The sequence below is a fragment of the Sphingomonas sp. HMP6 genome (assembly GCF_013374095.1).
Taxonomy (GTDB): domain Bacteria; phylum Pseudomonadota; class Alphaproteobacteria; order Sphingomonadales; family Sphingomonadaceae; genus Sphingomonas.
Window position 1 is genome coordinate 956109 of the sequence record NZ_AP022672.1, and the last position, 17333, is coordinate 973441.

Sequence of the window (17333 nt, forward strand, 5' to 3'; positions counted from 1 at the left end):
CACAGCGCAAATCTGGTTCGTTTCATCGTTGGTTCAAGAGGTGAAATGGCAGATTTCCGCAGGCCTAAAGTCCGGCTTTTGCGTCCTAAAGAATCCCTCACGGTGATAATCCCCCGAAATGGTAGGCATTATAGGTTACTCCGGGGGGATGGCCCCGACCAAGGGGATTGTCATGCTCGCGCACCTGTCTGGACTTCTGCTTGCTTCCACCACGCTCGCCGGTGTTCCGGCACCGTCGGACCCACCGGCGGCGGATCCTACCCCGGCCGCTGCGGAGGCGCAGGCGACGCCCGGCGCGCCGACTTCCGGCGATATCGTGGTTACGGCGCGCCGACGTGCGGAGACGCAGCAGACCGTACCGATCTCACTGTCCGTGCTCAGCGGCAAATCCCTGTCTGACAGCGGTGCTTTCAACGTCAATCGCGTGCAGCAGCAGATTCCGTCCCTGCAATTCTATTCGAGCAACCCGCGCAATTCGGCGATCAACATTCGCGGTCTCGGCGCGCCGTTCGGTCTCACCAATGATGGGATCGAGCAAGGCGTGGGCTTTTATGTCGACGGCGTCTATATCGGCCGCATCGGCGCTTCGACGTTCGATTTCGTAGACGTCGATCGCGTCGAGGTGCTGCGCGGGCCGCAGGGAACCTTGTACGGCAAGAATACCACCTCGGGCGCTCTCAACATCACCACCCGGGCACCGAGCTTCACGGCCGAAGCGCGCGGTGAGGTGACGTACGGAAATCACGATTTTGTTCAGGCGAAGGCGTCGGTCTCCGGCCCGATCACCGACACGCTCGCGGTGCGGCTGTCGAGTTCGGCGACCACACGTCATGGGACGATCTACGACATCGCGAGCAACACCGACCTGCATCGCCAGCGCAATCTGGGCTTTCGCGGGCAATTGTTGTGGAAAGCAACCGATGCCCTTGATCTGACACTGTCGGGCGACTTCAACGTGCAGAACCCGCTGTGCTGCGTGCAATATTATGCGCGTGTCGGCACGACGCAGCGGCCGCTCAACCGCCAATACCCGGCCTTGGCGGCGGCTTTCGGCTACACCCCGCCAAGCCTGAACCCGTTCGACCGCGTGATCGATCTCGATGCCAAGATCAACTCGCGTCAGGAAATTGGCGGTGCCTCGCTCGTCGCCAATTGGGATCTGGGGCCTGCCACGCTGACCTCGGTCAGTGCGTGGCGCTATTGGGATTGGCAGCCGGCCAATGATCGCGATTTCATTGGGTTGCCGATCACGACCGTGTCGCAGAATCCGTCGCAGCAGCGGCAATATTCGCAGGAGGTTCGGCTGGCCTCGGCCGGCAAAAACCGGCTCGATTATACGGTCGGTGCCTTCTTCTTCAACCAACGCATCAACACGCAGGGGTCGCAAATACAGGGCCCGGCGGCGAGCCGCTATCTGCTGAACCCCAACTGCATCGCCGCCGCGACACTCCCCTGCAACGCTACTAACCCTGCGGTTCTGAACGGCCTGACCTCGACCAACACGATCCGCTTCGACAACACGAGCTTTGCCGTGTTCGGGAAGCTGAATTGGGAGGCGTTCTCGAATTTCCACGTCCAGCCGGGCTTGCGCGTCAATTATGACAAAAAGAGCGGTTCATATGTCTCGGTCGTCACCACGGGCAGCGGCAGCACGACGTTGAATGCGGATCAGGCGGCGACGCTTGCCCCGCAGAGCTATTCGCCCCGCTTCAGCGCGTGGAACGTCTCTGGCGATATCACCTTATCCTATGATTTTACGCCCGACGTTCATGGCTTTGCGACCTATGCGAAGAGCTTCAAATCGGGCGGGATCAATCTGTCCGGCTTGCCGCTGAATGCAGCGGGCACGGCGGTCGACCTGACCACGCAGACCGTGAAGCCCGAGAAGGTCGATGCCTTCGAACTGGGCCTGAAAACGCAATTTCTCGATCGTCGCTTGACCCTCAACGTGGCGGCATTCTGGACCGAGATCGGCGATTATCAGGCGACCGTGAACAACGGCCAATTGACCGTGATCCGGGGCTATCTCGCCAATGCCGGCAAGGTCCGCTCGCGCGGGTTCGAGTTCGACTCGAGTTTCCGCCCGAGCAAGCGGGTAAATCTCTACTTCAACGGAGCCTATACCGACGCGATCTACAAGCGCTTCACCAACGCGCCGTGCCCGCCCGAGCTTTCGGGCGGGACCGTCACGACCGGTACGCCCGGCCCCGCCGGAGTGCCCGGCGCGCTCAGTCCGGTCGTCTGCGACATTTCCGGCCAGCGTCTGCCGGGCATTTCTAAATGGTCCCTGTCCTATGGCGGCGAATATAGCCTGCCCGTTGGCGGCAAGGACGGACAAATCTATGTCGGCTATGACGGCAGCTATCGCACCAGCTTCTCGTCCAACCCGTCGCCGTCGGCTTATACGTGGATCGATGGCTATGCGCTTTCGAATTTTCGAGCCGGCTATCGGAAGAAGGACTTCAATGTCTTCGGCTGGGTCCGCAACGCCTTCGATCAGGAGTATTTCGAGCTGCTATCGACCCAGTCGGGCAGCACCGGGTTGATCGTTGGGCAGCCGGGTGATCCGCGGACCTACGGGGTGACGCTTTCGAAGAACTTTTGATCGAGGCGACGTCCGCGCCGGTGCGCACCGCGCACCGCGCGTCGCCTCGATCGGCCGACGGGCGACACGTCGCCCGATCGACGACGGCTTTGCCGGCGTCTGTTTTGGTCGGCGGGAAGCACCGGTCTGCAAAGCCGCCGTCGGCCGGATCGCTGGCGCGTTTGCCGTCCGGTTTGGGCGATCTGCTGCGCAGACCGGCGCACAGCGTGCGCTCCTTCGCCCAAATGCAAACGTCCGGGTCGTTTCCGACCCGGACGCCTGCGTGACGATCGCTCGTCAGCCCCCAATTTCGCTTCCGCATCCAGCCTAACAGGCGGCGCTGAAAGCATTCCCCGAACCACGGCCGTTGCCTGTGTGTCAGTGACAAAAGTGTTAAGTGCGCTTGCGCCGCTTGTCATCGGGAATATGGCCGGGGCGAACCGATTGCGGCGCTGCTGTGGCGATTGCGCAACACGCCAGCAACGATTGCGCACCACGCAGCTGCCACCCGGCAGGTGATGACGGGCATTGCCGCGATCGGGTTTGAACCTTAAGGCGCGGGGCATGATCCTGTCCCGCTACGAACGCATGATCGCCCGGCGCTATCTTTTGCCCGGTAAGGGCGAGGCGTTCATCCTGATCGTCGCTGCCTTCAGCCTTGGTGCGGTGACGCTCGGCGTCTTCGCATTGGTCGTCACGATGAGCGTGATGAACGGCTTCCGCGCCGAATTGTTCGACAAGATCGTCGGGCTCAACGGCCATGCCGTGGTGCAGGCGTATGGCGGCCAGATGCGCGATTGGCGCGACATAGCCAAGCTGGCCGAGGCCACCAAAGGGGTGACCAGCGCGACCCCGCTGATCGAGCAGCCCCTCATGACCACCTATAACGGCCGCGTCGAAGGCGTGTTGCTGCGCGGGATGCGCGTCGCCGACATCCGCACCAACAAGACGATCGGCAGCAAGGTGGTGATGGGTTCGCTCGCGTCGCTGACGCCGGGCAGCGGGCGGATCGCAATCGGATCGGGCCTCGCCGATGCGCTCGGCGCTGTCGTCGGTAGCCAGATTTCGCTGATCAGCCCGCAAGGCCAGACGACGCCGTTCGGCACCGTCCCCCGCATTGTTCAATATACGGTCGGCGCGATCTTCACGATTGGCGTGTCGGACTATGATAAGATCTACCTCATTATGCCGATGGAGGACGCGCAGACGCTGCTGATGCTCGGCGATTCGGTCGGGATGATCGAGCTACAGACCACTGACCCTGACCGCGTCGGCCAGATTCTGGCCCCGCTGTCCGACAAGATCGGCAATCGCGGCGTCGTGCAGGACTGGCGCATGATGAACGCGCAATTGTTCGAGGCGTTGAGCGTCGAGCGCGTCGTGATGTTCTGCCTGCTCAGCCTGATCATCCTGGTCGCGGCGTTCAACATCGCATCTTCGCTGATCATGCTGGTGCGCGCCAAGACCCGTGACATCGCGATCCTGCGGACGATGGGCGCGTCGCGGAATGGCTTGCTGCGCATCTTCATGACTGTCGGCACGACGATCGGATCGCTCGGCATCGTGCTCGGGCTGATCCTCGCCGCCATCGCGCTGACCTTCCGGCAGGGCGTGGTCGATCTTGTCCAGCGGATCAGCGGCCAGAACATTTGGGACCCGCAAGTGCGCTTCCTGAGCGAGTTGCCGTCCAAGACCAATCCGGTCGAAGTGGTCGCGATCGTCCTGATCGCGCTGCTGCTGACCTTCCTCGCGACGCTCTACCCCGCGTTTAAGGCGGCGAGCACTGATCCGGTTCAGGTGCTGCGTTATGACTAATTCCGTCCTCGACGTCACCGGCTTGACGCGCAGCTTCAGCCAAGGCGGCGAAACGATCGAAGTGCTGCGCGGACTCGACCTGCATGTCGGCCCCGGCGAGATCGTCGCGTTGCTTGGCCCGTCGGGCTCGGGCAAATCGACGCTGTTGCAAGCAGTCGGGCTCCTCGAAGGCGGGTTCGGCGGATCGATCAAGATCGCCGGCGAGGAAGCCGCACGGCTAAACGCCGATGGTCGCACACGGGTGCGCCGTGACAAGCTCGGCTTCGTCTATCAATTCCACCACCTGCTGCCCGATTTCAACGCGAGCGAGAATGTCGAGCTGCCGATGCTGATCCGCGACGCCACGCGCGCGCAGGCGAGCGAACGCGCGGGCGAGTTGCTCACGGCGCTCGGCCTCGGCCACCGCCTGACCCACCGCCCGAGCCAGCTTTCGGGTGGCGAACAACAACGCGTCGCGGTCGCCCGCGCGCTCGCCAACCGGCCGGCACTGGTGCTGGCGGACGAACCCACCGGCAACCTCGACGAGGCGACCGCCGACGTGGTGTTGGCCGAGTTCCTCCGCTTGGTCCGCGGCGAAGGCTCGGCCGCACTGATCGCGACGCACAACGAACGCATGGCGCTGAAGATGGACCGCGTCGTGCGGTTGCACGAAGGGCGGTTGGCTTGACCGCGTGGGATCATCAACCCACGCTCGTCGGGCAGCACGTCGCGCTCCGCCCGCTCGTCCACGCCGATCGAGATGCGCTGATCGCGGCGGCGGCGGAGGGCGGGTTGACCGACCTATTTTTCACCAACGTCGCGGGTCTCAACGACCCCGACGCCTTCATGGCCGCCACCTTCAAGGAGCGCGATTTCGGGCGGGCGATGCCGTTTGCGGTCGAGACGCCCGACGGCAAGCTTGTCGGCCTCACCCGCTACATGCGGATGAGCACACCGCACAAGCGGCTCGAGATCGGCGGGACGTTCTACGCCAAATCGGTGCAGCGCAGCGGCGTGAACACCGAGGCCAAGCTGCTGCTGCTGACCCACGCTTTCGAGGCGATGGGCTGCAATGTCGTGCAGATCCGTACCGACTGGTTCAACAAACGCTCGCAAGCCGCGATCGAACGGCTCGGCGCCAAGCGCGACGGCGTGTTGCGCAGCCATCAAGTGATGGATGGCCGCGTCCGCGATCTTGTGGTCTATTCGATCATCGCCAGCGAATGGCCGGGCGTGCGGCAGAACCTGCATTTCCTGCTGTCGCGCCATGAGGGGGACGGACAATGACCGCGATTACCGATCTGACCGTAAAGGCCGCCGATGGCACGCCTGCCGATCTGTCCGCTTATGCGGGCAAGGTCCTGCTGATCGTCAACACCGCCTCGAAATGCGGCTTTACCCCCCAATATGAGGGGCTGGAGGCGTTGCACCGCAATTTCGCCGGGCAACCGTTCGAAGTGCTCGGCTTTCCGTGTAACCAGTTCGGTGCGCAGGAACCGGGCGATGCCGCCGAAATCGCCAATTTCTGCTCGCTTACCTACGACGTGACCTTCCCGATGTTCGCAAAGGTCGATGTCAACGGATCGAACGCCGACCCGCTGTTCGTGGAGTTGAAGAAGCAGGCCCCCGGTTTCCTCGGCACCGAAGGGATCAAGTGGAACTTCACTAAATTCCTGGTCGGCAAGGACGGGAAAGTGGTCGAGCGGTACGCGCCGACGACCAAGCCAGAGGACATCACGGCGGATATCGCGAAGCTGCTATAGTTTCGTCTCCACGGGAGCGCTCTTCTTACCGCGGGGTTGACGATATCCACCGCATTTTGTGAGTCACCGGCTTCCCTGAATTCGACACACGCCCCATAGTACCGCGATGCCCCATTCCGGCTTCGTGCCCCTCCGCATCTTCTCGTCCTACACCATGCTCGATGGCGCGATCGAGCCCAAGGCCATCGCCAAGCGCGCGCAGGAGCTCGGTTTCCCCGCTGCCGCGCTGACCGATCGCAATGGGCTGTACGCCGCGATGGCGTTTTCGGACGCGGCGCGCGCGGCAGGGGTGCAGCCGGTGATCGGCACGATGCTGGGCGTGTGCCGGCCCGATATGCCCGAGACCGCGACCCCGGTGCTCGACTGGATTGCGCTCTATGCGCAGGATGAGGCGGGGTATCAAAATCTGTGCGCGCTCGTGTCGATGGCGCATCTCAGTCGCCCACTCGATCTTGCGCCGCATGTCGATTTCGCTTCGCTTGCCGGGCGCACCGACGGCCTGATCGCCCTGACCGCAGGTAGGGAAGGGGGCCTCGCGCGGTTGTTTGCCGAGGATCAGCCTGATCGGGCGCAGGCTTATGCCGATCGGTTGCAGGCGTTGTTCCCCGACCGGCTTTATATCGAGCTTACGCGGCGGCTCGATGAGATCGAAGGCAAGGCCGAGGGGGCGCTGCTCGACCTCGCTTATGCGCGCGATCTGCCGCTGGTCGCGACCAACCCGTGCTGCTTCGCCGAGGAGGATTTCAGCGAGGCGCATGATGCTTTGCTGTGCATTGCCAGCTCGACCTACATCGCCACCGAGGACCGCCCGCGCAGTTCCCCCGATGCGTGGATGAAACCGGCCAAGACGATGCGCGATCTGTTCGCGGATTTGCCCGAGGCGATCGCAAATACGCTGATCGTCGCGCAGCGCTGCGGCGTCGCAGCACCCAAGCGCGCGCCGATCCTGCCGAGCTTGGCGGGCGATCCGACGGCGGAGGCGGCGAAGCTGCGGGCGGATGCGCATGCGGGGTTGGAGGCGCGCATCAAGCGGATCAAAGAATTGAACCGTTTCGTGATCCCAACCTCCGTTCGCCCTGAGCTTGTCGAAGGGCCGGTGCAGCAAGCCGACCGCGCGCATGTGGCGAGCAATGCTTCGACAAGCTCAGCACGAACGGAAAGTGGGGCCACTTCGGTAGACGGGGCAATCCGCGATGGATTCGATGCCTACCGTACCCGCCTCGATTTCGAACTCGACGTCATCATCCAGATGGGCTTCCCCGGCTACTTCCTGATCGTCGCCGATTTCATTAAATGGGCGAAGGATCATGACATTCCGGTCGGCCCGGGCCGTGGCTCCGGCGCAGGCTCGGTCGTCGCCTGGTCGTTGACGATCACCGATCTCGACCCGATGAAATTGGGGCTGCTGTTCGAACGCTTCCTCAACCCCGAACGCGTGTCGATGCCCGATTTCGATATCGATTTCTGCGAAACCAGGCGCGGCGAAGTCATTCGCTACGTGCAGGCGAAATATGGCACCGACCAGGTCGCGCAGATCATCACCTTCGGGAAACTGAAAGCGCGCGCAGTGCTCAAGGACACCGGCCGCGTGCTGCAGATGGGCTATGGCCAGATCGACCGGCTTGCCAAGCTGATCCCGAACCATCCGACCGACCCATGGACGCTGAAACGCGCGATCGATGGCGTGTCCGAACTGCACAGCGAATATAAGACCAATAGCGGCGTGCGGCATCTGCTCGACTTGGCGATGAAGCTGGAAGGCTTGCCGCGCCACAGCTCGACCCACGCGGCGGGTGTGGTGATCGGCGATCGTCCGCTCGCCGATCTGGTCCCGCTCTACCGCGATCCGCGTTCAGATATGCCCGTCACGCAATTCGACATGAAATATGTCGAGGGCGCGGGGCTGGTGAAGTTCGATTTTCTCGGGCTGAAGACGCTGTCGGTGCTCAAAAAAGCGCTCGATCTGCTCGCCAGCCGCGGCGTGGTGATCGATCTGGACGCGCTCGAATGGGATGATGAGGGCGTCTACAAGCTCCTGCAAAAGGGCGACACGGTCGGCGTGTTCCAGCTCGAATCGGAGGGGATGCGGCGCACGCTGGCCGCCGTCCGGCCGAGCAATTTCGGCGATATCATCGCGCTCGTTTCGCTCTACCGCCCGGGCCCGATGGACAATATCCCGATGTTCGGCAGGCGTAAGAACGGGCAGGAGGACATTACCTATCCGCATCCCCTACTCGAAGGGATATTGTCTGAAACCTACGGCGTGTTCGTCTATCAGGAACAGGTGATGCAGGCGGCGCAGGTGCTGGCCGGATTCAGCCTGGGCGGCGCCGATTTGCTGCGCCGCGCGATGGGCAAGAAGGTCAAGTCCGAGATGGACGCGCAACGCGCCGGGTTCGTCGAGGGCTGCAAGACGGTCAACGGCATTGCCGAGGCCAAGGCCAACGAGTTGTTCGATTTGATCGACAAATTCGCCGGCTACGGTTTCAACAAATCGCACGCCGCCGCCTATGCGTTGCTGGCGTATCAGACGGCGTGGTTGAAGGCGCACCATCCGCACGAATTCTATGCCGCATCGATGTGCTTCGATTCCGGCCTTACCGACAAGCTCGGCGTCTTCGTCGACGACATGCGGCGGCTTGGCGTCACGATCCTCGCACCCGATCTCAACCGGAGCGGCGCGGACTTTTCGGTCGAGGAATCCGCCGACGGCCTCGCGGTGCGCTACGCGCTCGCTGCGCTGAAATCGGTGGGTGAGGGGGCGATGGAAAAGCTCGTCGCGGAGCGCGATGACCATGGGCACTTCAGCTCGATCGACGATCTCGCGCGTCGGGTCGATCCGCGCATGATGAACAAGCGCCAGCTCGAAACGCTGGCGGCGGCGGGGGCGTTCGATGCGCTCGATGACAATCGCGCCGGGATCTTCGGCTGCGCCGAGACGATCCTGGCGACCGCGGCGCGGATCACCGAGCAGAAAACGAGCGGGCAGGGTGGCCTGTTCGGTACGCCCGAGGCGGCCGAGCCGCCGATCAAGCTGCCGAAATCGGCACCGTGGACGATGGCGCAGCGGATGGAGCAGGAGCGCGAGGCGTTCGGCTTCTATTTCTCCGCGCACCCGGTCGACCGCCACAGCCATCTCGCCAAGCTGCACGGCGCGCGCAGTTACGCGACGCTCGGCGAGTTGAACATTCCCGACGATGGCAGCCGCGCCGGGGCGACGATGGCGGCGCTGGTCGAGGATGCGAAGTGGCGGACCTCGGCGCGCGGGAAACGCTATCTGATGGCGACGCTGTCCGATCAATCGGGCCAGTTTGTCGCGACATGTTTCGACGATGCGGTCGCTGCCGACCTGGAAGAAGCGGCGCGCAACGGCGGGTGTGGCCTGGTCACGGTCGAACTCGACCGGCGCCCGGGCGAGGAAACGCCGCGCGTGACGGTCAAGCGGATCCAGCCGTTCGAAGCGCTCGCCAGCAATGCGCGTTTCTGTGTCGAGCTCAGCGTAGGGACGCCCGCCGCCATGGCAGCGCTCGCCGCGATGCTGGCCGATACGCGGGGAGCACGCGGTGAAGTGTGGGCGACGGTGCCGATCGCGCCCGGCAAGACCGCCCGAATCTTGCTCGGACGGGACTTTCTCCTCGACGGAGAACTTGCCGCGCGGATCGAAGACTTGCAGGGTGTTTCGAACGTAGTGCTGAGAACCGCCGAAGCGCGGCTGGCACTGGTGGGGTAAGTCGCCCCGCCACCACATGGCGAGGGAGTGACAATGCTCGGCGGAATGCAGGATTTCGAATTGCGGGTGCCGCGTTTGCTGGATCACGCCGCGCGTGAACATGGCAAACGCGAAATCGTTACCTATTGGGCCGATGGAACCGAGACCCGCACCGATTGGGCCGGGATCGCACGCGATGCGAAGAAATTGGCGCAGACGCTTGAAAAGCTTGGGCTGAAGCCGGGTGATCGGGTGGCGACGCTGGCGATGAACCATGCCCGCCACCTCGTCGCATGGTACGGCGCGATCGGGATGGGCGGGGTGATCCACACGATCAACCCGCGTCTGTTTGACGAGCAGCTCGTCTATATCGCCAACCATGCCGAAGACCGCGTTCTGCTGTACGACAAGCAATTCCAGCCGCTGGTCGATCGACTAAAGCCGCAGTGGAGCAGCATCGATCATTATATTTGTTTCGATGACGGTCAGTTCGAAGAGGTGATCGCTGCTGAAACCGGCGATTATGCCTGGGTCGAGGGGCCAGAACGTGACCCCTGCATGCTGTGTTACACCAGCGGCACGACCGGCAACCCGAAGGGCGTGTTGTACGAGCACCGCTCCACCGTGATCCACGCGATGGCCGAAGTCGCGCCGTGGATCTTCAATCTCAGCCCGAGTGCGGTGGTGCTGCCCGTGGTGCCGATGTTCCACGCCGCATCCTGGGGGCTGCCCTTCGCCTGCGCGCTGTCGGGCGCGAAATGCGTCTATGCGCAGGTCAACGATGCGGCGGTACTGTGCCGCCTGATGAACCAGGAAAAGGTCACGCACACCGCCGGCGTGCCGACGGTTTGGCTGGCGATGTTCGGCCATATCGACGCGACCGGCGAAGCGCCGCGTTTCCTCGAGCAGGTGACGATCGGTGGGTCCGCAGCACCGCGCGCGATGATCGAGCGGATCATGGGGATGGGCGTCACGGTCAAGCATCTGTGGGGCATGACCGAAACCTCACCGATCGGCACCGCCGGCTTCCCGCCGCCAGAATGGGAGGAAATGAGCCACGACGCCAAGCTCGACCATGTCGGCAAGCAGGGACAAATTCCGTTCGGGATCGAGCTACAGGTCGTGAACGACGAGAATGTCGTACTGCCCCGCGACGGAACGAGCTCGGGGCGGCTGCAGGTGCGCGGGCCGTGGGTCGTCAAACGCTATTTCCGTGGCGATGCCGATGCGGTCGATGCCGACCAATGGTTCGACACGGGTGACGTGGCGGTTCTCCACACCGACGGCACGATGCAGATCACCGACCGAGCGAAGGACGTGATCAAATCGGGCGGCGAATGGATTTCCTCGGTCGACCTCGAGAATGCCGCAATCGGCTGTCCCGGTGTGGCGGAGGCGGCGGCGATCGGAATCTATCACCCCAAATGGGATGAGCGGCCGATCCTGATCGTCGTACGCAAGCCCGACAGCGCGGTCACGCCGGCGGATATCACCGCGCACCTGACCCAGCATGTCGCGAAATGGTGGTTGCCCGACGAGATCGTCTTCGTCGACGAACTGCCGCACACGGCGACCGGCAAGCTGCTCAAGACTGAGCTGCGCGCCCGCTTCAAGGATCATGTGCTGACCGCCTGATACTAATTGATGATCGTTCGGTCACCGCCCCGTTAACCGATCACGCCCTATCCCGACCGGCATAAAGTCGGAGTGATTTGATGTTCTCGGTGCAGATTTCGCTGGTCCCAAGCGCAGTGAAGGCGGGTGCCCGGCGCGGTGTCGCGCGATCGGAAGTGCAAATGCCGGGGCGGGTCGGCGACGACGGGATACGGTCCGTTTGTCGCGTATCCGACCTGTCGATCGCAGGTGCACGGCTGGAAACCTATCAGGCGCTGGCGCCGCACTCGGTCGTCATGCTGACGTTGCCGGGACAACCAGCGCGCCGCGCCCGTATCGTCTGGTCCGACGATTACCACGCCGGTTGCGCGTTCGACGAGCCGTTGTTCGAAGCGGTGCTGGATCAGCTCGTCGCAATTTATGGTTTCGTCCCCGCGCTCCCCGAAATCGCGATGTTCCGCGCGTAAATAGGCGGCCCGGTTGTGTGCGGGCGGGAGCGTCACCGGCGCGTTCAGCGCGCGACGTGAATGACCTTGTTGCGCGCGGTCGCCCCCCGCACGATCGTAAGCGCCGAGCGCGGGCAGCCCAGCGCCTTCGCCAACAACGCCAGCACCGCGTCATTGGCCTTGCCGTCTTCGGGCGTCGCGGTGGTGCGCAGGTTCACCCCGCCCGCCGCTCCTGGGGCAGGCAAGCGAACTTCGTTCGCCGCCGCATTGGGTGTCGCACGGATCGTCAGATATCCCTGCGCGTCGATCAAGCGTTCGAGATCCGCGCGCGGCGTCAGGGCGGTTCTCATGCGGCTCATGCCGATGCCCTAGCAACCTTGCGGCCGGACGCCGAATCCTGCGGTGCAAATAAGACCGGGCTTCAGAGAAACAATTCGCCTTGGGGACCCGCCGGTGGCCGGAACAGATCGCTGCGCAGCGTGATGCGTTCCTGATTCAAGCCATGTTTGCGGCACGCGATGTGAAAACGCGTGCGGAGCAAATCGGCCCATGGCCCGCTGCCGCGCATGCGGGTGAAGAAACCGGGATCATTGTCGCGACCGTCGCGGACCGAGGCGATGATCGCCATAACCTTTGCCGCACGGTCGGGAAAATGTTCGTCCAGCCAGGCACGGAATAGCGGCGCCACTTCCCATGGCAGGCGTACCGGAATGAAGGACACCGACCGCGCCCCCGCCTCCGCCGCCCGTTCGACCAGATGTTCGATTTCGTGATCGGTAATCGCCGGGATCACCGGCGCGATCGACACATGCGTCGGAATGCCCGCCGCCACCAGCTTCCGCACCGCCGCCAGCCGCTTCTCCGGCGCAGGGGCTCGCGGCTCCAGCGTCATCGCGATCCGCGGATCGAGCGAGGTGATCGACATTGCTACCGCCGCCAGCCCCTTCGCCGCCATTGGTGCAAGCAAGTCGATATCCTGCACGACACGATCGGATTTCGTCGTGATCGTCAGCGGATGGTTGGTCTCGCTGAGGACTTCGATGCAGCCGCGCGTGATGCGCCAGTCGGCCTCGATCGGCTGATACGGATCGGTGTTGGTGCCGAACGCGATCGGTAGCGCGCTATACCCCGGCTTCGCCAGTTCGGTGCGTAGCAAGGCGGCGGCATCCGGCTTGGCGAACAGCGTGCTCTCGAAATCGAGCCCCGGCGAGAGATCATGAAACGCGTGGCTGGGCCGCGCGAAGCAATAGATGCAGCCATGCTCGCACCCGCGATACGGGTTGATCGAACGATCGAATCCGATGTCAGGGGATGTGTTGCGACTGATGATCGTGCGCGCGCGCTCGACCGTGACGGTGGTGCGCAGGCGCAGTGGCTCACCGTCGATCACGCCCTGATCGTCGAGCCAGTCGCCATCCGCCGCGCGTTCGGGCAGCTTGAAGCGGTCGCTCGCACGATTGAGCGTCGCGCCGCGTTGGGGACGTTTGTCGGCCATTGACAAACACTAGCGCAACAATAAGAACGGACCAAGAACATTAGGGGAGGATAACGATGGCGCGTTTCAACTATGTCGAGCTTCCGGTACGCGACGTGCCCGGAACGCGGGCGTTTTACGCCCTGGCTTTTGGTTGGGACTTTACCGATTTCGGCCCCGACTATAGCGCCACGACGAGCGGCGACACCGACATGGGCATCAATGGCGACGCGACGCAGTGGACTGCACAGCTGCTCCCGGTGATCGACGTCGACGATCTCGAGGCGGTCGAAGCGAAGGTTCGCGCCGCAGGTGGCGAAATCACCGTACCGATCTTCGCTTTCCCAGGCGGGCGGCGCTTCCATTTTCGTGATGTCGCGGGGCATGAATTGGCCGTGATGCAGGCCGATGGTTGATCGCGGCGTCTACCTGCGCGAGTCGAGATAGGCGCGCGCCTTTCGGGCGGTGTCGCAATGGTCGTTTTGTAGCCGACACGACCGGTCGAGCGCGTCGGCCACTTTGCGCTGCTCGTCCAGGACATACGGGTCGGCTACGACGGTCGGCGAAAAGACGTTGCGGACGAGGGCTTTGGCCGACGGGCGGGAGGCCGCGCGTGACGGTTCTGTGGGTCGGTCGGCGCCTCCATTCTGACGGCCCAGCAGGATCCCCGCGCCAAATAGGGCAAGCGCACCGAGGACCATCGCGCAGCCGGTGATCCAGCGTCGGCCGGTCTGCGGCACCGGCGTGGGCATGCTTACCGCTCCCGCAAGCGCGGCATTAGTTCGACGAAGTTGCAGGGCTTGTGGCGGCTGTCGAGTTGGCTCGCCAAGATGCCGTCCCAGCCATCCTTCACTGCGCCGGTCGATCCGGGAAGCGCAAAGATATAGGTGCCGCGCGTCACGCAGGCGCAGGCGCGCGACTGGACGGTGGACGTGCCGATCGTCTGGAAGCTGAGCCAGCGAAACAGTTCGCCGAAGCCGGGGATCAGCTTGTCGGCGACCTGCTCGATCGCTTCGGGCGTTACGTCGCGGCCGGTTACGCCGGTGCCGCCGGTGGTGATGATGCAATCCACCTCTGGATCGTCGATCCAGCGGTGCAGCGTGCCGACGATCAACGCCACGTCGTCGCGAACGATCTCGCGCGCCGCCAGAACGTGGCCCGCGTCGGTTAGCCGTGCGACCAGCGTGTCGCCCGAACGATCCTCGGCCAGCCCGCGCGTGTCGGACACAGTCAGCACCGCGATCCGCACCGGCAGCAAAACGGCACTTTGGTCGATCGGCACCGTAATCAGTTCACACTGGCGAGCGATTGTCCGCGTGGATGCGCCGTGAGCCGGACCGATGTCGCCCCCGGCAGACCCGGAAAGCGCGGCCACAAACCTTGCGACAGCGCCGCCCGGCTGACCGACGCAGGTTTGCCGGTCTGCGCTTCGTACATCCAGTAATTGCGCAGCACCGTGGTGACGTAGCCGCGCGTTTCCCAATACGGAATCGATTCGATGTAGAGCAAAGGATCGCCGCCATCGCGCGCGACCGCATTCCATGCCTCGACCGGGCCCGGTCCGGCATTGTACGCGGCGATCACCTTGGGCAGCAGGCCGTCGGTGCAATGCTGGTCGCGGAGCTGCTCAAGATAGCTTTGGCCGACCTCGAAGTTGGTGCCGGGCCGGGCGAGCGCGCTGCGATCGAAGCTGCGGCCTTGCTTGCGCGCAATGTCGGTCGCGGCGCGCGGCATCACCTGCATCAGGCCGAACGCGCCGGCCGGGCTCACCACATCGGTGCGGAAGCGCGATTCCTGTAGCGTGTGGGCGAATACCAATGCCTTATCGACGCGCCAGCCGCCATCGGGAGTCCAGTTCGGCGCGGGGAAGCGCGATTCGACCGGCGGTGTCGCGCCGACCGGGCCGTTATGTGACAGCCACACCACGGTGCTCGGCAGATCGAGTGCTGACGTCAGCCGCACCAAAGCGGGATATTCCGACGGATCGCCGATCCGCGCCTGTTGCTTGACCACTTCGTCGGCCAGCGCATTCTCGCCGATTTCGGCAAGTGCCGCCGCAACGCGGACGTTGGGACGGCGCGACAGTGTCAGCCAGTCGCCCGTGATCGACGCGGCGGACGGGCGCGTGGCCGCATCCTTGATGCCGAGCGCCTGACGCGACAGCAGTCCGTAGAACGTCTCGCGATATTGCGCTGCGGTCTTGAGGCGGCCCTCGACCCGGTCGGGCCGTGCACACTGCATGTCGGCACGCGCCGCCCAATACAGGCCCGCCGCGCGCAGATCGGTGTCGCGTGCGCGTGCGGCCACCGTTTCGAACGCCGTGCCGGCCGCCGAACAGTCGTGCTGCCGCCACGCCGCCAGTGCGCCGACCCACACCGCCTCGACCGCGAAGTCGCTTGATCCGCTCGCCGCCTTTGCCGCCATCGCCCGCGCATTATTGTCGTCGCCGGCGAGGAAATACATCCACGCGATTTTGCGTTGCCATTCGGTGATCGATTCAGGCGAAAGCCCCTGCGTCGATTCGAGCAAGCCTTGCGCGTCGCTGCCACTGTCGGCCTTGATGAACGGCTGCATCTTCAGCGCCAGTTCGACCGCGATCATGTCGCCATTGCCGATACTCTTGGCACGCTTGCGCGCCGGGGCACCGTCGATCCAGGTTAGCGCGCGCGCCTCGGGCAATGGGGGCAGGCCGACGCCGCCGCGCGAGGCCGCCATCGTGAAAATCTGGCGTGCCTGCGGCAATTCGGGCGCCTCGGCGAGCAACTTGGCGAGCGGATCGAGCTCGGCCTTGGGCGATCCCTTGGCGGTCAGGATCTCGGCTAGCGCGATCGCATGCAGCGGACCGGGCTTGAGCGCGGTAAGCTGCAATTGCGCGTCCTGCCATTTCTGCTCGCGGATGTTCGAAAAGATCGCGCGATATCCGGCGCGCTGTTCGGGATCGAGCTGCGGCGGGATGATGTCGCGTGGGGCGGCCTGAACCGAGGCGGGCGGTTCGCCTGCGGCATGCGCGGCGACCGGTAGGGCAAGGGCCAAAGCAGCCACACCGGCGATTGTCAGCTTCATGCGCGCAATCCTGCGATCAGCATCTGTAAGTCCTTCCAGGCACGGGCCTTTTCGGCGGGCCGTTCGAGCAACAGGCGCGGATGGAAACTGGCCACCACATCGACCGTCGCTATGGTCTTCCGACAGTCTAGGTTAATCGCGTGTAAACTTCCGCGTGCCCGCGCCACATCCACCCCGGTCAACGCACGGCTCGGCGCATTTCCCAGCACGAGCAAGCGCTTGGGTGAAACCAACGCCACGTGATGGCGTGCGACCTCGACCAGTCGCGCTTCGATTTCCGGCGCAATTCGGCCCGACAGTGGGCGTACGCTGCACATCGGCGCGAGGTAGACCGACTCGCGGCTTTGACCGATCGCGGCAAACATCCGGTCGAACAATCGCCCCGCCGGACCGCTGAGCAACCCGCCCGAATCGCTGTCGTCGCGGTCGGGCAGATCAACCAGAATCATGATATCCGCGCTGGGATCCCCGCTCGCCGCGATCGGCGTGCCTGACCATCCCGCTTCGGGCGCATCGGGGCCGGAGCGCCATGCGGTGAATTCGGCGAGCGTCTCGGGCAAGGCCGCGACGACGACTTCCGTTACGGCTTGCGCGCCGCTGCGGCGTTTGGGTGGCTCCGGAGGTGCTGGGGGTGCAGCGGTCCAGTCGCGCGGCCCTTCATCCACCAGCGTGTCGACGCCGGCGTCGCGCCACCATTCGAGCGCGCTCGCGGCCGCCAATTGCCAGTCGAAATTCTGATCAGCCCCCATATCTCTCTTAAGCTAGCATGTTGACGCGAAGGTCAATTCGCTGGCACGCGCAGATGGACAGGACGTGCCGCGCACGCGACGAGTATGCGCACGCGGCGTCCCCGGTGGAGACGAGACGTGAGCAGCACTGAATCTGG

Annotated in this window: 15 protein-coding genes; 9 read left to right on the forward strand and 6 right to left on the reverse strand. The window is 64.1% G+C overall.

Annotated elements, in window-relative coordinates:
* The first annotated feature begins 172 nt into the window (after positions 1-172).
* The 8 genes from HMP06_RS04850 to HMP06_RS04885 all read left to right on the forward strand — a co-directional run bounded on the left by HMP06_RS04850 (position 173) and on the right by HMP06_RS04885 (position 11931).
* Entirely contained in the window at positions 173-2605 is a 2433-nt protein-coding gene (locus HMP06_RS04850; protein ID WP_176498362.1) for a TonB-dependent receptor, read from the forward strand.
* 543 nt (positions 2606-3148) lie between these two features.
* Positions 3149-4399 carry a lipoprotein-releasing ABC transporter permease subunit gene (locus tag HMP06_RS04855; RefSeq protein WP_176496083.1) on the forward strand — a complete coding sequence of 417 codons (1251 nt, stop codon included), beginning with the start codon at positions 3149-3151 and terminating at the stop codon, positions 4397-4399.
* Positions 4392-5066 (forward strand): ABC transporter ATP-binding protein, encoded by a 675-nt coding sequence (locus tag HMP06_RS04860; protein WP_176496084.1) that lies wholly within the window; start codon positions 4392-4394, stop codon positions 5064-5066. Before HMP06_RS04855 ends, HMP06_RS04860 begins: the two co-directional genes overlap by 8 nt.
* Positions 5063-5665: a GNAT family N-acetyltransferase gene (locus HMP06_RS04865; protein ID WP_176496085.1), complete on the forward strand. Its 603-nt coding sequence runs from the start codon at positions 5063-5065 to the stop codon at positions 5663-5665. Before HMP06_RS04860 ends, HMP06_RS04865 begins: the two co-directional genes overlap by 4 nt.
* The gene (locus HMP06_RS04870) at positions 5662-6141 is read left to right on the forward strand and encodes a glutathione peroxidase (RefSeq protein WP_176496086.1); all 480 of its coding nucleotides are present in this window, start codon (positions 5662-5664) and stop codon (positions 6139-6141) included. Before HMP06_RS04865 ends, HMP06_RS04870 begins: the two co-directional genes overlap by 4 nt.
* Before the next feature lie 106 nt (positions 6142-6247).
* Positions 6248-9871 carry a DNA polymerase III subunit alpha gene (gene dnaE, locus HMP06_RS04875; protein WP_176496087.1) on the forward strand — a complete coding sequence of 1208 codons (3624 nt, stop codon included), beginning with the start codon at positions 6248-6250 and terminating at the stop codon, positions 9869-9871.
* A gap of 33 nt (positions 9872-9904) precedes the next feature.
* Positions 9905-11485: a long-chain fatty acid--CoA ligase gene (locus HMP06_RS04880; protein ID WP_176496088.1), complete on the forward strand. Its 1581-nt coding sequence runs from the start codon at positions 9905-9907 to the stop codon at positions 11483-11485.
* 80 nt (positions 11486-11565) lie between these two features.
* Positions 11566-11931 carry a PilZ domain-containing protein gene (locus HMP06_RS04885; RefSeq protein ID WP_176496089.1) on the forward strand — a complete coding sequence of 122 codons (366 nt, stop codon included), beginning with the start codon at positions 11566-11568 and terminating at the stop codon, positions 11929-11931.
* Between the two features lie 44 nt (positions 11932-11975).
* Here HMP06_RS04885 and HMP06_RS04890 read toward each other — a convergent pair whose 3' ends face one another.
* Together HMP06_RS04890 and HMP06_RS04895 are read right to left on the reverse strand one after the other, a co-directional pair.
* Complete coding sequence (locus tag HMP06_RS04890; protein ID WP_176496090.1) at positions 11976-12269, reverse strand: DUF167 domain-containing protein; 294 nt, start codon at positions 12267-12269, stop codon at positions 11976-11978.
* A 62-nt stretch (positions 12270-12331) separates the two neighbouring features.
* Positions 12332-13405 carry a PA0069 family radical SAM protein gene (locus HMP06_RS04895; protein ID WP_176496091.1) on the reverse strand — a complete coding sequence of 358 codons (1074 nt, stop codon included), beginning with the start codon at positions 13403-13405 and terminating at the stop codon, positions 12332-12334.
* A gap of 56 nt (positions 13406-13461) precedes the next feature.
* On the opposite strand from HMP06_RS04895, the gene HMP06_RS04900 reads away from it, so the two are divergent.
* The gene (locus HMP06_RS04900) at positions 13462-13800 is read left to right on the forward strand and encodes a VOC family protein (protein WP_176496092.1); all 339 of its coding nucleotides are present in this window, start codon (positions 13462-13464) and stop codon (positions 13798-13800) included.
* 9 nt (positions 13801-13809) lie between these two features.
* Here the strand turns inward: HMP06_RS04900 and HMP06_RS04905 are convergent, their stop codons facing one another.
* From HMP06_RS04905 to HMP06_RS04920, 4 genes are read right to left on the reverse strand one after another with little or no spacing between them, the layout of a single operon-like run.
* Complete coding sequence (locus HMP06_RS04905) at positions 13810-14136, reverse strand: hypothetical protein (protein ID WP_176496093.1); 327 nt, start codon at positions 14134-14136, stop codon at positions 13810-13812.
* A gap of 2 nt (positions 14137-14138) precedes the next feature.
* Positions 14139-14666 carry a molybdenum cofactor biosynthesis protein B gene (moaB, locus tag HMP06_RS04910; RefSeq protein ID WP_176496094.1) on the reverse strand — a complete coding sequence of 176 codons (528 nt, stop codon included), beginning with the start codon at positions 14664-14666 and terminating at the stop codon, positions 14139-14141.
* Positions 14667-14671: 5 nt separating this feature from the next.
* Complete coding sequence (locus HMP06_RS04915; protein ID WP_176496095.1) at positions 14672-16447, reverse strand: lytic transglycosylase domain-containing protein; 1776 nt, start codon at positions 16445-16447, stop codon at positions 14672-14674.
* Entirely contained in the window at positions 16444-17196 is a 753-nt protein-coding gene (locus tag HMP06_RS04920) for a uracil-DNA glycosylase (RefSeq protein WP_176496096.1), read from the reverse strand. The genes HMP06_RS04915 and HMP06_RS04920 overlap by 4 nt, the downstream gene beginning before the upstream one ends.
* Between the last annotated feature and the right edge of the window lie 137 nt (positions 17197-17333).

Excerpts from the sequence above, each read along its gene's own strand:
- HMP06_RS04850 (WP_176498362.1), top strand. The coding sequence starts at position 173 with ATGCTCGCGCACCTGTCTGGACTTCTGCTTGCTTCCACCACGCTCGCC.
- HMP06_RS04855 (WP_176496083.1), top strand. The coding sequence starts at position 3,149 with ATGATCCTGTCCCGCTACGAACGCATGATCGCCCGGCGCTATCTTTTG.
- HMP06_RS04860 (WP_176496084.1), top strand. The coding sequence starts at position 4,392 with ATGACTAATTCCGTCCTCGACGTCACCGGCTTGACGCGCAGCTTCAGC.
- HMP06_RS04870 (WP_176496086.1), top strand. The coding sequence starts at position 5,662 with ATGACCGCGATTACCGATCTGACCGTAAAGGCCGCCGATGGCACGCCT.
- dnaE (WP_176496087.1), top strand. The coding sequence starts at position 6,248 with ATGCCCCATTCCGGCTTCGTGCCCCTCCGCATCTTCTCGTCCTACACC.
- HMP06_RS04880 (WP_176496088.1), top strand. The coding sequence starts at position 9,905 with ATGCTCGGCGGAATGCAGGATTTCGAATTGCGGGTGCCGCGTTTGCTG.
- HMP06_RS04885 (WP_176496089.1), top strand. The coding sequence starts at position 11,566 with ATGTTCTCGGTGCAGATTTCGCTGGTCCCAAGCGCAGTGAAGGCGGGT.
- HMP06_RS04890 (WP_176496090.1), bottom strand. The coding sequence starts at position 12,269 with ATGAGCCGCATGAGAACCGCCCTGACGCCGCGCGCGGATCTCGAACGC.
- HMP06_RS04895 (WP_176496091.1), bottom strand. The coding sequence starts at position 13,405 with ATGGCCGACAAACGTCCCCAACGCGGCGCGACGCTCAATCGTGCGAGC.
- HMP06_RS04900 (WP_176496092.1), top strand. The coding sequence starts at position 13,462 with ATGGCGCGTTTCAACTATGTCGAGCTTCCGGTACGCGACGTGCCCGGA.
- HMP06_RS04905 (WP_176496093.1), bottom strand. The coding sequence starts at position 14,136 with ATGCCCACGCCGGTGCCGCAGACCGGCCGACGCTGGATCACCGGCTGC.
- HMP06_RS04915 (WP_176496095.1), bottom strand. The coding sequence starts at position 16,447 with ATGAAGCTGACAATCGCCGGTGTGGCTGCTTTGGCCCTTGCCCTACCG.
- HMP06_RS04920 (WP_176496096.1), bottom strand. The coding sequence starts at position 17,196 with ATGGGGGCTGATCAGAATTTCGACTGGCAATTGGCGGCCGCGAGCGCG.